At 68.6% G+C, this 13373-nt stretch carries 11 protein-coding genes; 6 read left to right on the forward strand and 5 right to left on the reverse strand.

Going from position 1 to position 13373, the window contains the following annotated elements; genetic code table 11:
• The first annotated feature begins 29 nt into the window (after nucleotides 1–29).
• From ACWDRB_RS10740 to ACWDRB_RS10750, 3 genes are read left to right on the forward strand one after another with little or no spacing between them, the layout of a single operon-like run.
• A complete protein-coding gene (locus ACWDRB_RS10740; RefSeq protein WP_449892841.1) occupies nucleotides 30–1244 on the forward strand; it encodes an aspartate kinase in 1215 nt (404 codons plus the stop codon).
• Between the two features lies 1 nt (nucleotide 1245).
• Nucleotides 1246–2673: an MFS transporter gene (locus ACWDRB_RS10745; RefSeq protein WP_449892842.1), complete on the forward strand. Its 1428-nt coding sequence runs from the start codon at nucleotides 1246–1248 to the stop codon at nucleotides 2671–2673.
• Nucleotides 2674–2728: 55 nt separating this feature from the next.
• Complete coding sequence (locus tag ACWDRB_RS10750; protein ID WP_449892843.1) at nucleotides 2729–3334, forward strand: CGNR zinc finger domain-containing protein; 606 nt, start codon at nucleotides 2729–2731, stop codon at nucleotides 3332–3334.
• Between the two features lie 12 nt (nucleotides 3335–3346).
• Here ACWDRB_RS10750 and ACWDRB_RS10755 read toward each other — a convergent pair whose 3' ends face one another.
• A complete protein-coding gene (locus ACWDRB_RS10755; protein ID WP_449892844.1) occupies nucleotides 3347–3925 on the reverse strand; it encodes a GNAT family N-acetyltransferase in 579 nt (192 codons plus the stop codon).
• Nucleotides 3926–4100: 175 nt separating this feature from the next.
• Here ACWDRB_RS10755 and cysD point away from each other — a divergent pair, with 175 nt between their 5' ends.
• Both cysD and cysC read left to right on the forward strand, forming a co-directional pair.
• The gene (gene cysD, locus ACWDRB_RS10760; protein WP_449892845.1) at nucleotides 4101–4991 is read left to right on the forward strand and encodes a sulfate adenylyltransferase subunit CysD; all 891 of its coding nucleotides are present in this window, start codon (nucleotides 4101–4103) and stop codon (nucleotides 4989–4991) included.
• Nucleotides 4991–6835, forward strand: coding sequence for an adenylyl-sulfate kinase (gene cysC / locus ACWDRB_RS10765; protein WP_449892847.1), 1845 nt, complete (start codon nucleotides 4991–4993; stop codon nucleotides 6833–6835). The genes cysD and cysC overlap by 1 nt, the downstream gene beginning before the upstream one ends.
• Before the next feature lie 15 nt (nucleotides 6836–6850).
• Here the strand turns inward: cysC and ACWDRB_RS10770 are convergent, their stop codons facing one another.
• Nucleotides 6851–7762, reverse strand: a complete 912-nt coding sequence (locus tag ACWDRB_RS10770) for an alpha/beta hydrolase (protein ID WP_449892848.1) — start codon at nucleotides 7760–7762, stop codon at nucleotides 6851–6853.
• A gap of 268 nt (nucleotides 7763–8030) precedes the next feature.
• On the reverse strand, nucleotides 8031–10202 hold the full coding sequence (locus ACWDRB_RS10775) for an NACHT domain-containing protein (RefSeq protein ID WP_449892849.1): 2172 nt from the start codon (nucleotides 10200–10202) through the stop codon (nucleotides 8031–8033).
• A 580-nt stretch (nucleotides 10203–10782) separates the two neighbouring features.
• Between ACWDRB_RS10775 and ACWDRB_RS10780 the strand changes: the two genes are divergently transcribed.
• On the forward strand, nucleotides 10783–12321 hold the full coding sequence (locus ACWDRB_RS10780; protein ID WP_449892850.1) for a pectate lyase family protein: 1539 nt from the start codon (nucleotides 10783–10785) through the stop codon (nucleotides 12319–12321).
• A 139-nt stretch (nucleotides 12322–12460) separates the two neighbouring features.
• Here the strand turns inward: ACWDRB_RS10780 and ACWDRB_RS10785 are convergent, their stop codons facing one another.
• Both ACWDRB_RS10785 and ACWDRB_RS10790 read right to left on the reverse strand, forming a co-directional pair.
• Nucleotides 12461–12802: an ArsR/SmtB family transcription factor gene (locus ACWDRB_RS10785; RefSeq protein ID WP_449892851.1), complete on the reverse strand. Its 342-nt coding sequence runs from the start codon at nucleotides 12800–12802 to the stop codon at nucleotides 12461–12463.
• 181 nt (nucleotides 12803–12983) lie between these two features.
• Nucleotides 12984–13373: cation transporter dimerization domain-containing protein (locus ACWDRB_RS10790; protein WP_449892852.1), on the reverse strand; the 390-nt coding region annotated here is incomplete at its 5' end.

Here is a 13373-nt window from a genome sequence, read left to right on the forward strand (position 1 = left end):
GGAAGACGACGTGGCGCAGGAGTAGACCGATGGACCTGGTGATACAGAAGTACGGCGGAACATCACTGGGTGACGTGAGCAAGATCAGTCACGCGGCGAAGCGCATAGCCGCCGCGGACGGGTCCGTGGTCGCCGTGGTCTCCGCGATGGGCAGCGCCACCGACACCATGCTCGACCTGGCGCGTAACCTCACGGCCACGCCACACGCCCGGGAGCTGGACCTCCTGCTCAGCACCGGTGAGCAGGCCTCCGCGGCCGCGCTCGCCCTGGCGCTGCACGAACTGGGCGTGCCCGCCCGCTCGTTCAGCGCCCGCGACGGCGGCATCATCACCGACGGAGTGCACGGCTGCGCACGCATCGTCAGCGTCGACCCGGTGCGGATCCGCGAATGCGTCGCGACCGGCCACGTCCCTGTGGTGACCGGTTTCCAGGGCATCGCCGCGGACAGCGGCGAGCTCACCACGCTGAGCCGAGGCGGCTCCGACACCACCGCCGTGGCCCTGGCCGCGGCGCTGCGGGCCGAGGCGTGCGAGATATTCACCGACGTCGAGGGCGTGTTCACCGCCGATCCGCGACTCATCGCCGACGCCCGCAAACTGGAACATCTCTCCTACGAGGACATGGCCGAGCTGGCCGCCGGCGGCGCCACGGTGCTCGCGCATTCCAGCGTGCAGTACGCCAGCACCCATCGCGTCCCCGTTCACGTCCGATCCAGCACGACCGAGACGGCCGGCACCTGGGTGACCGGCCTGCGCTCGGCCGCACCGCTCGACGGCGAGCGGTTCACCGCCGTCGGCGTCGCCCACCGCACCGGTCAGCTCCGCTGCCGGCTCGACGGAGTCGAGCCCACCGCCCTGACCGCGATCGCGGCCGCGCTGGCCGATCCGCTGCTGCACGTGGACCTGCTCGGCTTCGCCGACACCCCGTGTTCGCTGCGGTTCGTCGTGAACGCCGCCGACCGGGACCAGGTCGACGGGGTGCTCGCCGACCTGCGCGACGCCTTCACCGGGTGCCGCTGGTCCGGGCCTGTGGGGAAGGTGTCGTTGGTGGGCCGCGGGTTCCGTACCCGCCATCCCCAGGTGGGGCTCCTTCTCGACACGCTCAAAGCCCATGGCGTCGCGGTGCGGGACATGAGCGTCCATGCCCGGCGGATCGCCATCACCTGCGCCGAGCACGACGTACTCGACGCGGTGACGCACCTTCACCGGATGTTCCTCGACCCGACTCCCGCGAAAGGGATGTGAAATGAGCGAAGCATCGTCGCACGCGACTGGAAGGGTGGAGAGCAGATTCCAGTCCCGGCAGTTCTGGCAGCTCACCGTCATCTGCGGCACCCAGTTCCTGGTCGCCCTCGACTATTCGATCATCAACGTCGCCGCCCCGAGCATTCGCGAGGGCATGGAATTCACCGGAGGCGGCCTCGCCTGGGTTCTTTCCGCCTATCCCCTCGCTTTCTGCGGCTTCCTCCTCCTCGGGGGAAGGATCGCCGATCTGTTCGGGAGAAAGCGGGTGTTCATCTGGAGCATGGCCGGCTTCGTTCTCGCTTCGCTCCTTGCGGGCCTCGCCTGGTCGCCGGCGGCTCTCATCGCGGGCCGCGCCTTGCAGGGGGTCGCCGCCGCGTTCATCGCTCCGGCGGGTCTGGGGCTGCTCCAGGCGGCCGTCCCGGAAGGAGCGCAACGCGAACGCGCTCTCGGCATCTACGGGTCGGCGCTGTCGGCGGGGTTCGTTTCCGGCATGGTGCTCGGGGGCGTTCTCACCGAGTACGCCGGTTGGCGGTCCGTCTTCCTGATCAACGTGCCCATCGTCCTGGTCGCCGGTCTGCTCGCGAGGGCCTATCTCGATGAGAGCCGGGATACGCACGCATCCCGCCATCTCGATCTCATCGGGGTCGCCTTGGCGACCACGGGCATGGTCGCGCTGGTGTTCGCTCTCACCGACGGGGAGAAGTACGGCTGGCTGTCGGCTCCGATCCTGCTCTCCGCCGGGATCGCGGTGCCTGCCGTGGCCCTGTTCGTCTGGGTGGAGTCGCGGAAGGACGGCGCCCTCGTGCCGATCTCCATCTTCCGCACCTCCGCCATCGGCGCGGCCAACCTGGTCAATGTCCTGCTGATCTGCTCCTACGGCGGAATGCTGTTCATTCTCACCCTCTACCTTCAGACGCATCTCGGTCTGGGCGCGCTCACGACCGGCTTGACGTTCGCGGTCTCGGGCGCGATCGCGATCGTCACCGGAATCTACGCGGGCAGGCTGGTCGAGCGCTTCGGGCTTTACCGCGTTCTCCTTTCCGGAATCGTCATCGAGACGTTCGGCATCCTGATCATGGTGGGCCTGCCGGAAGGTTACGGACTCGCTCTCGTCCTGATCGGCACCTCCGTGAACGCCTTCGGCCACATCCTCGCGCTGATCACGACCAGCATCGCCGGCACGAACGGCGCCGACGAGGGGCGGCGGGCCACGGCCGGCGCTCTGATCAACGTCTCCCAGCAGCTGGGGCTGGCCGTGGGCGTCGGAGTCGTGACATCGGTGGCGGCCCACTTCGCCAGGGTCACCGGTGGGCCCGATGCCGTCCTCGCGGGCTGGCGCTGGTCTCTCTGGTGCTCGGTCGGGTTCGCGGTCGCGGCGGTCATCACGACCGTCCTTCTCCGGAGACGCTTCAAGGGAGAGGTCACTTAGATCGGACTCCCGGTGCGCCCTGGCCTGCGGGCAAAAACCATATATACTACTTATAATGGTTACTATTGCTTCCAAGGCCCGGTCACCCTGGCAGGACGCCCACTTCATCGGCGGCCACCCGGTCCTGGACCTCACGAACACCGTCTTCGATCGCACACACCCGGCCGAGGACGGCGAGCTGCTGAAAGCACCCTCGGACGTCTTGACGTGGTGCGCGTCCGCCGGGCTGTTCGAGGAGGTGCCGTCCTTGACGGAGGCGTCCGCGAGCGGCCTCGTGCCGGAGGTTCAGACCGTTCGCGAACAGGCGTGGGCCGTGTTCAGCGCGGTCGCGCACGGCGAGGCGGTGCCGGCCGAACCTTTCGGCGCGCTTCTCGAACGGGCCGGTACGGGCGTGCGGGCCGAGCAGGTCCAGCAGATCGATGCCGCGCTCGACCGCTTCACCGTGGACTGGACGGCGCCGGGAGCGATCCCCGCGGCCTTGTCCTTGCTGGTGGTCCAGGCACTGTTCACCCTTCCGCGCGACCGGATCAGGGCCTGCGGGAGATGCGGTTGGCTGTTCCTGGATTCCTCGCGGGGTGGACGCCGCCGCTGGTGCAGCATGAACATCTGCGGCAATCGCGAGAAGGCGCGCCGCCACCGGCAGGGCCGAACGCACCACTGATCGCTTCTCGCCTCATCCGGCGGCGCGGAGCTTGCGCCGCATGATCGGCCGATCGCAACGCGGGCGGGCCACCTCGGAGAATCCGGCGCTGAGGAAGGCGCTGGCTATTCCGGTCATCGCCGTGTCCGCGCCCGCGCGTTTGCCGTCGCGAGGTTCGATCGGATAGCCCTCGGCGGTCGGGTAACCCGCGGAGGCCGCGTACTCGCAGACGGCTTCGAGAATGTTCGGCAGCAGCCCGGAGCCGCGATGCTTTCTCTGCACGAAGACGCACGTGATCGCGCAGACCGCCTCGTCGTCGATGTTCGCGAGCAGCGGCGAACGCTCAAGTCTCGGGAACGACGAACGCGGCCCGAGTGAGCACCATGCCACCGGCGTGTCGTTCTCGTAGACGACGACGCCGGGCACCGGCTCGCGCCGGGCGAGACGTCTCATGGCCTGCTTGTTTCCCTCGCCCTTTCCTTCCGTCCACTCCGCGATGGACAGCCGCCAGTGCATGCACCAGCACCCGCGGGCGGCTCCGTTCGTCCCGAGAACCGCCTCGAAGTCGTCCCAGGTCTTCTCGGACAGCTCTTTGACCGTCAGGGTACTCATCGCCGCACCGCCGATCTGGCTCGAATAACCGATATAACGCTTTTATAGGTTACTATAGAAGAGCATGGCCGCGGGGATCAGGAGACCGATCCGCCGGCCGCCCTTGAGGTCGCTCGACACCGCGACCGGCGGCCGGACCACCGAAGAACGGTTAGCGACGACGGAGGGCCGATACGTGGCCGAAGAAGACGTCCTGGACATGCTCGAAGCCGAGGCGATCCACGTGCTGCGCGAGGTCGCCGGGGCCTTTCGCCGGCCGGTGTTGCTGTATTCGATCGGCAAGGACTCCTCGGTGCTGCTGCACCTGGCGACCAAGGCGTTCGCGCCCGGCCGGATGCCGTTTCCCGTGCTGCACATCGACACCCGCTGGAAGTTCCGCGAGATGATCGCCTTCCGGGATGACGCGGCCAGGCGGCTGGAGCTCGACCTGCGGGTGCACACCAACCCGGAGCGGGTCACGCCGTTCACCCACGGCGCGCACGAGTACACGCGGATCATGAAGACCGTCGCGCTGCGCCAGGCGCTCGACGACAGCGGGTTCGACGCGGCGATCGGCGGCGCGCGGCGCGACGAGGAGCGGTCGCGGGCGAAGGAAAGGATCTTCTCGCTGCGCGAGCCCGGCCATCGCTGGGAGCCGCGCTCGCAGCGTCCGGAGTTCTGGTGGTGGGCGAACACCGAGCTGGCCGACGGCCAGTCGATGCGGGTGTTCCCGCTGTCGAACTGGACGGAGCTGGACGTCTGGCGCTACATCAGGCGGGAGGGCATCCCCGTGGTGCCGCTGTACTTCAGCGCACCACGCCCGGTCGTCGAGCGGAACGGCTCGCTGATCATGGTGGACGACGAGCGCTTCCCGCTGTCGCCCGGCGAGCGGCCGCTGCTGCGCCAGGTACGCTTCCGCACCCTCGGCTGCTACCCGCTGACCGCGGCCGTCGAGTCGAAGGCCGAGAACCTCGACGAGGTCATCGACGAGATGCGGCTCGACCGGAGGTCCGAACGCGCCGGCCGGCTCATCGACGGCGAGGGCGGCACATCCATAGAGAGCAAGAAGTCGGAGGGGTACTTCTGATGATTTCAGTGCTTCGAGTGGTCGCCTGTGGCTCGGTCGACGACGGCAAGTCCACCCTCATCGGCCGGCTGCTCGCCAACACCGGCAGCGCCACCGAGGACCGGCTCGACTACGCGCGGCGGACCAGGCGCGGCGGTTCCACGATTCCGGCCGGAGCGGTCGACTATTCGCTGCTGACCGACGGGTTGGAGGCGGAGCACGAGCAGGGCATCACCATCGACGTCGCCCACCTCTTCCTGGACCTGCCGTCCGGGCGCCGGGTGATCATCGCCGACGCGCCGGGACACGAGCAGTACACCCGCAACATGGCGGTCGCGGCCTCCACCGCGGACGTCGCCGTGTTACTCGTCGACGCCACCAAAGGGGTCCGCGAGCAGACCCATCGGCACCTGGCGATCTGCGCGCTGATGGACGTGCGGGCCGTCATCGCGGTGGTCAACAAGCTCGACGCGGTGGGCTACGACCGGGCGGTGTTCGACCAGCTCGCGAGCGAGGTGCTGTCGGCGGCGAACGGCCTCGACATGGCGGCGAGCGTGATCCCGGCCAGCGCACTCGATGGGGACAACGTCGTCGACCCGTCGCCGAACCTCCCCTGGTACGCCGGGCCGACGCTGCTCGGCGCGCTGTCCGCCTGGGAGCCGCCCGACCGGCCGCGACCGGACGGCGCCGACGGCTACCGGCTGCCCGTCCAGTACGTGATCCGGGCGGACGACTTCCGCGGTTTCGCGGGCACGGTGGTCGGCGGCCCGGTCCGACCGGGCGACACCGTCGCGGTCGCCGGCAGCGACATGGAGTCGAGGATCGACCGGGTGCTCGGCCCCGGCGGCGGCGACCTCGACCGGGCCGCCCCCGGCACTCCGGTGACGGTGACGCTGGCCGGCGACGTCGACGTCTGTCGCGGTGACCTGCTGACCACACCGGCCGCCCTCGGCGACGGGCTCTCCCCGGCCTCGGCGTACTCCGCCACGATGGTCTGGACCGCCGAGGAGCCGGTGCGGCACGGCCGCTCCTACCTGCTGCTGGCCGGGTCGCGAACCGTGCCCGCCGTGGTCACGACCGTGCGCGGCCGGATGGACGTGGTGTCCGGCAAGCAGTTCGCCGCGCGTACGCTCGGCCTCAACGACATCGGCACGGTCGAGCTGACCACCGACACCCCGATCTGCCTGGACGGCTACCGGACGTGCCGGGACACGGGCAGCTTCCTGCTCGTGGACCGGGTCAGCAAGGAGACCGTGGCGGCCGGCATGGTCCGGCACGCGCTGCGGCGCGGCCGCAACGTCGTTCCACACGCCTACACCGTCGACCGCGACGCCAGGCAGCGGCTGAAGGGGCAGCGGGCCAAGGTGCTGTGGCTGACCGGCCTGCCGGGCGCCGGCAAGTCGACGATCGCCAACGCGCTGGAGCGGCGGCTCCACGCCATGGGACTGCACACGTACGTGCTCGACGGCGACAACGTCCGAAGCGGGCTGAACAAGGACCTCGGGTTCACCCCGGAGGATCGCGCGGAGAACGTGCGCCGGGTCGCCGAGCTGACCCGCATCCTGCTGGACGCCGGGCTGATCGTGATCGTCGCGCTGGTCTCACCGTTCCGTACGGACCGGGCGGTGGCCAAGAGCCTGTTCCAGCCGGGCGACTTCGCCGAGGTCTGGGTGGACACCCCGGCCGAGGTGTGCGCGCGCCGGGACCCGAAGGGCCTGTACGCCCAGGCGAAGGCCGGCACGCTGCCGAACCTGACCGGCCTCGGCCAGGCCTACGAGCCGCCGGAGTACGCCGACCTGGTGGTCGACGGCGCCGGTTCGCTCGATGACGCGACAGACGAGCTGTGCGCCCTGCTGCGTGATTGAGCCCGCTCGGGCAGCTCAGCCGCCACAGGCACCTTCAGAGCCCTTCCGGCCTTGCTGGATTGCGGCCTTGTCCAGAATGGCGGCCACCTCATCGGCCCTGAACAGGAACCCCACGTGTGACGTGTCCAGCGTGTGCACGTCGTACGGGTTGCCGGGCGTCAGGGCGTCCGCTTCGGCGATCAGCCGGTCCTGCATGGCGATCGGGAGGGATCGGTCGCCGGTGAGGCGGATGTAGGTGCGGGCGATCGTGCCCCAGGTGCCGGCCTGGACGCGGGCGTCAGCCGTCATCACCGCGATCGATTCGTCCGGCTGCAGGATGTTGAGGAAGGCCCGGAACCGCTCGTCGCTGACGTCCGCCATGGTCGCGGCCTTGAGCGCGTCGAGCAGCTCCACGTCCGCGGTGCGGTAATTGGCCCGGCCGACACCGAGCTGAGCGGGGTCGCCGACGTTGAACGCGGCCAGCGGGCCCATCAGGTTGTCGGCGAACTCGGGCTCCTGCATGTACTCGATCGGGTTGGAGCGCTGCACGCACGACCAGGCGGAGATGTAGACGAGCCGGTTCACCAGCCCGGGGATCGCGTTGCCCACGCCGGTGATGGTCACGCCGCCGAGGCTGGCCGCCACCAGCACCACGGGCCCGTGCTCCGCCACGCGTCGGACCACGTCGACGACTGCGTCGACGTTGTGCTGCAGGGTGACCCCGGCCAGCGTGGACGGTTCGACCGCCCACGTGTCGAGGTCCTGGGGGGCCTGGTAGGCGAGCGGGTACTGCGCGTCGAGGCCATGTCCCGGCAGATCGACGGCGAAGCTGCGGTGACCGAGCAACGCCAGCTCGCGCTGGACGGGAGCCCACATGAAAGAACTGGCGCCGGAGCCGTGGACCAGCACGAACGTAGGCGACGACGAGCGGTTGGAGTTTGATCTCATGAAGAACAGTCCGTTTCGATGGAAGGCACGGCGAACATGCCTGCGTTGCCGAAGGCGGCGTGCGGCTGCCGGGCGAGAACACGGCAGGACAAGCCCTGAAACGAAGCCGGCGGTCGGCTGCGGGCGAAACCCGGGTGGTGCGCCGCTTGTGCCACGGCACCTGTCTGCGGGATCGCCTCAACTGGCGCCGGCCGCTGAACGACCGGCGGGCAGACCGCTTCAGCTGTTACGAAGCCGGATGAACTTCTGGATCATGCCTGACAGCGTATCAGGGGGCGACGCCGCGCATACGTCTCGGCGTGAAGCTGGAGGCAGCTAGGTGATCTTGCAGTTCGGCGTGGCGGAACTGGTAGAAGGGCCCCACGGTCCGCAGGACGCCCAGGTGATGCAGATCGTGCAGGAAGCGCATCAAGCGGAACGGCAGCCGGCCCGATGGCCCAAGGTGTAGCAGGGCGATAGTGGACATCAGCCACATGTGCTGGCGTTTGGTCACCAGACCGAATGCTATGCCGCAGATGATGCCCATCCCCATGTCCACGGCCGCGGACGGGTGAGGCGGCACGATGGACGCCTCGTTCATGAAATCGACTGCGAAGCCGACGATCGCCCCCAGGAGAAGTGCGTTCATCAATTGCAGGCCCACGAGGCTTCGGTTGACCCGCCAGGTGGATTGCGGGGTGACGGCGGCGGTGAACGGCGGGAGTCGATTCTCGTCTGGCTGGGCTGGCTTCTTGTCCTGCTGCCGCGACACCCGCACCGTCACCCAGCCGATGCCAAGCGCTGAGAACAGGGTGGCCAGGCCCATCTTCCAGCCGTGCACCCACGCGTTGTAGCCCACCGCCGGCAGGCCGAGGCCGACCGGCATGATGAGGAAGATCATTCGCACGTCGGACAACAGAACGCTGGTGAAGTCCTGCAGCCGTTGCCGTACGCGCAGCGGAGCGAAGTCGGGGGTGCGGGCGGCCTGCACCGCGGACAGGCCGAAGAAGATGCCGAAGGCCGAGCCGAAGACCGGCCCATAGGTCAGCATGGCGGTCAACGCGGCCGGGAGTGCGAACACCAGACCGCTCAACCCGCCGATCCAGGTACGGGCGAGTGCGCGCCCCGTTCGTGAGGCGGGCAGTGCCTGGTCGGTCAGCCGCCACCAGGCCAGGTCATGACCGCCGGATTCGGCCTGCAGGCGTGCCAGCCGCTTTGTCCATTCGGTGATGCCGGCCGGATCCCATGTCGTAGGCCGGATCGTGGTGCGTGCGTTCAGCAGCGCACCAAGGACATTGTCGAGCAGGTGAGCGCGCAAGGCCCGCGTGTCGTCGGCGTACTCGGTCGCCAACGGAGCCGGATCGGCGTCCGGCTGGTCGATGTAGACGGCCCGGACCAGCCATAGGCCCAGGGCGGTGGAGGTGACGTCGGCCAGAGCCGGCGCGGCGCCCTCCCTGAGGGCGCGTAAGACTTTGGTCCACGCCGAGGACGAGGAAAGCGCGGGCAACGCGGCGCTCAGGTAGTTCGCCACGATGTCGGGGGGCAGCGCCTTGGGCGCGATGACGGCGGCGGCCTTGAGCGGGCGCCGTGCGGCGGTGACCGCGTTGCCGTACTCGGTGGTACGCGACGTGATGATCACCTGATCGCGTTCCATGAGCGTGTCGGACAATTTCTCGATCACCTTGGCGCGGGCGGGCTCGGGCAGTTCGTCGAGGCCGTCGAGAATGGCCAGAATTGAGCCACGGGCCGCCAGAATGTCGGCGCCGTCCTGCTGATTACCCGGCGTGCGCAAGGCGGCGTAGTCGGTGCGCACGCGCTCGGCCACCCAGTCCTGAAACCGAGGGTGGGCCTCGATGTCCCAGTCGGCGACGGGCAGGAGCACCGGGACCGGGTCGTTGTCAGCACGCGTGCGGATCAGTTCCAGCATCAATTGGATGGCCAGGGTGGTCTTGCCTGTGCCCCGGCCTCCGGTGATGACCAGGCGGCGACGGCGCAGCGCACGGAAGGCGACGGCGAGCGGGGCGATGTCGTCCGATCGGCCCGACAGCGCCGGCTCACGGTCGGCGATCAGATGCGGGTGATCCATGAGCTTGGTTCGGCGGGTCATGTGCCAGGAGACCGGGATCGGCGGATCGCCGAGGGAACGCGTCACCACCTCGTCGCTCCACCGCTCGTGGACCAGCTGGGCGAGCTCCCGCATGGTCTCGGCGACGGTCCCGGAGGTGGGGGCGAGCACGCGCCCGGCCCGTTCGACGATCAGCCCGGCCACCACCGCCGCCACGATGGTGCCGGCGAGCCAGGAGCCGCTCCACACGCCGTCGTTGAGCACTTGGTTGGCGGCCACCGATACCACGACCGGCGCGAGCACCATGGACAGCCACAACAGCCGGGCCCGCCACCGCCGCTCGCCCACCACGGCGGCCATCGTTGTGATCGTGACCTGCGGCCGGCGACCTTCCATCGCGTAACACCTTCCGCTGCGTAAAAGAGGGACGAGGGACCGCCTGGAACTCTCGGTCTGCCGGCGCGGGACCGCTCCTGATCTTGTTCGGTCCGCTGCGTGTGCGGAGGTCCGGGCGCGAATATGGGGATCAAGCGCCGGTGATGCCGATGGAGGCGATGAGCCTTCTGGTGGCCGAAGCCATGACGCTGCTCCTTTCCGCTGTCGATCGGGCCTTGCGCTGATGAAGGTAGGCCGCGACTGGTTGAGGATCCGTTGAGGATCTGTAAGGCGGAGCGTGGCCTGCCCGGCACCGTCGACGAGGTCCTGACCGACCGGCCGAGAGCTTCGTGAGGCGCCACCGGGTGGCGACTTGAAAGTTTCACGCCGCATTGACACTCGGAAAGCGCTTTCCTACGGTGTGGGTCATCCCCAACGCGGAGGTGTTCGTTCATGTGAGCGGCTGCCGGCCTCTGCCCTCTCGTCGGAGGCCGGAACCGGACCCCGGCGGCCGACCTGACCCTGCAACAAGCCCGATGCCGCGGCGGCGACCGCGCAGAGAAGATCGCACCCGTTGTTCGAAGGAGAAGGTGAACCGAGGATGAGACGAGCAGTCGCGTTGCGACTCCAGGTGGTGCTGGCCGCAGTGGCCATCGCGGCCGCGGCCGGTGTGGCCTTGCCAATGCTGCAGGCATCAGCGGCGGCCGGCGGCGCCAGCGGCTACGCGAGCGTCAACGGCGGAACCACCGGTGGCGCGGGCGGGCAGACGGTGAGGGCCACCACGGGGACCGCGATTCACGCGGCCCTGTGCAACCGGGCCAGCAGCAGCACCCCGATCATCATCGAGGTCTCAGGGACCATCAACCACGGCAACACCACCAAGGTCTCTGGCGGAAGCTGCAACACCGCCGCCGACGTGATCGAACTCAAGCAGATCAGCAACGTCACGATCATCGGGGTCGGCAGCGGGGCCGTCTTCGACCAGCTGGGCATCCACATCCGCGAAGCCCGCAACATCATCATCCGCAACGTGACCGTCCGCAACGTCAAGAAGTCGGGCTCGCCCACGTCCAACGGCGGTGACGCCATCGGCATGGAGAGCAGCGTCCGCAACGTCTGGGTCGACCACGTCACCCTGGAGGCCTCGGGCGGGGAGGCAGAAGGCTTCGACGGCCTCTTCGACATGAAGAACGACACCCAGTACGTGACCCTGTCCTACAGCATCCTGCGCAACTCCGGCCGCGGCGGGCTCATCGGATCCAGCGAGAGCGACCGCTCGAACGGCTACATCACCTTCCACCACAACCTGTACGAGAACATCGACTCCCGCACGCCCCTGCTGCGTGGCGGCATCGCCCACATCTACAACAACTCCTACGTGAGCCTCCACGAGTCGGGTATCAACTCCCGGGCCGGAGCCCGCGCCAAAGTGGAGAACAACTACTTCAAGAACTCCAAGGACGTCCTGGGCACCTTCTACACCAGCGAGGCCGGCTACTGGCAGGTCGGCGGCAACATCTTCGACAACGTGACCTGGTCCGCCCCGGGCAGCGAGAACAACCCCGCCGGACCCAACCCGCAATCCAACACCACCGTCAGCATCCCCTACTCCTACAGCCTCGACGGGGCGAGCTGCGTGCCGGGCCTCGTCCTCCAGACGGCCGGCGCCAACAAGGGTCTGCAGGAGTCGAACGGCAGCTGCACGCCGCAGACACCGACGGCCACACCGACGCCGACCGTCAGCCCCACGCCGTCACCCACCCCTCCGCCCGGCGGGACCAACCTCAGCCTTGGAGCCGGCTCCGACGGCTCCAGCAAGGCCGACGGGACCAGCTACGGCAACGTGCGGGACGGCAACATGAGCACCTTCTGGTCACCGGCCGGCTCGACCGGTGACATCTCGATCAAGTGGGGCTCCGCCACCACGGTCTCCAGGGTCGTCATCCGTGAGGCGTCCGGCTCCGAGGGCGGCATCGGAGCCTGGCAGCTCATCAACGCCGGCACCGGAGCGGTCCTGAAGTCCGGCAGCGGCGCGGGCGCCATCACCTTCACGCCGACCTCGCTCAGCAAGATCACTTTCAGGATCACCAGCTCGGCGGGCACGCCGAAGGTCGCCGAGTTCGAGACCTACGCGGGGTAGCGGCTCCGCTCCGTCCGCCCGGGGACGAGGGCGGGGCCGTCAGACGGACGATCCCGCCCCGTCTCCTTGTGAAGGTGCCGGCTGGTGCGGCAGCTCGTGGGTTCGATCCAGCACGGGGTGGTTGTCGCTCCGGTGCCGATCACGCGTTCCCGTCGCGTTCGGGGTGGATGGCGTCGGTGTGCTCGGTGTGGGCGAGAGCCAGGTCGAGCAGCATCCGTACGTGCGGGTCTTCCAGTCGGTAGTAGGCCATCCGGCCGGAACGACGGGCGGCGACGATGCGGTGCGCGCGCAGCAGTCGCAACGCATGGGAGACGGCCGACTCGCTCTGGCCGGTCACCGCGGCCAGATCGCACACGCACAACTCGCCGTCCAGCAGGGCCACCAGCAGCCTCAACCGGTTCGGATCCGACAGCAGCCCGAAGATGTCCGCGGTGTCAGTGAGGTCCTCGGCGGCCGGCATCCGCTGGTATACGGCGGCCACCCGTTCACCATCGACCACCTTGACCGTGCAACCGTCTATTGCCAACACGCCATCATCTGAAGAACCGTTCACATGAATAGTTTGTCGGCATTACGACAAATGTCAATGACGTCATGCTCGAGCAGGTGACACTGCGCGGGGCGGTCGTGGGACACGGTGGCGTGTCCCACGAGTACGGAGTTCATGTCCGGACCTTCGGGTCATGACAGGAGGAAGCCGGCGCCGCGGGCTCGGCCGTGTCACTGTCACCACCGGCCGTCTCATCAGGTCGGAGGGAGTGATGGGTGGGGCCGTGCGGGTCGGCGCAGTGCTGTACGAGTCGACGTAGGGCGCCGTCGTCGTCGAAGGCGTGACTGTCGGGCGAGGCGTGGTCGACCTGCAAGGTAGTGTGCTCGATGCCGTGCTGCTCATGCAGCAGGTTCTCAACTGCAAGACGTGCAGCGTGGCAGTCGGCCCCCGGGGTGACCAGCACGTGGGCCGAGAGGGCGGCGTATCCGGAGGTGACCTCCCAGATGTGGAGGTCGTGTACTTCGACGATGGTGTCGAGGGCGGCGATCTGGCGGCCGATCTG

Source organism: Nonomuraea sp. NPDC003707 (assembly GCF_053587055.1).

Bases quoted from the DNA above. Each gene is read 5' to 3' on its own strand.
- ACWDRB_RS10740 (WP_449892841.1), top strand. From the start codon at position 30: ATGGACCTGGTGATACAGAAGTACGGCGGAACATCACTGGGTGACGTG.
- ACWDRB_RS10745 (WP_449892842.1), top strand. From the start codon at position 1,246: ATGAGCGAAGCATCGTCGCACGCGACTGGAAGGGTGGAGAGCAGATTC.
- ACWDRB_RS10750 (WP_449892843.1), top strand. From the start codon at position 2,729: ATGGTTACTATTGCTTCCAAGGCCCGGTCACCCTGGCAGGACGCCCAC.
- ACWDRB_RS10755 (WP_449892844.1), bottom strand. From the start codon at position 3,925: ATGAGTACCCTGACGGTCAAAGAGCTGTCCGAGAAGACCTGGGACGAC.
- cysC (WP_449892847.1), top strand. From the start codon at position 4,991: ATGATTTCAGTGCTTCGAGTGGTCGCCTGTGGCTCGGTCGACGACGGC.
- ACWDRB_RS10770 (WP_449892848.1), bottom strand. From the start codon at position 7,762: ATGAGATCAAACTCCAACCGCTCGTCGTCGCCTACGTTCGTGCTGGTC.
- ACWDRB_RS10775 (WP_449892849.1), bottom strand. From the start codon at position 10,202: ATGGAAGGTCGCCGGCCGCAGGTCACGATCACAACGATGGCCGCCGTG.
- ACWDRB_RS10780 (WP_449892850.1), top strand. From the start codon at position 10,783: ATGAGACGAGCAGTCGCGTTGCGACTCCAGGTGGTGCTGGCCGCAGTG.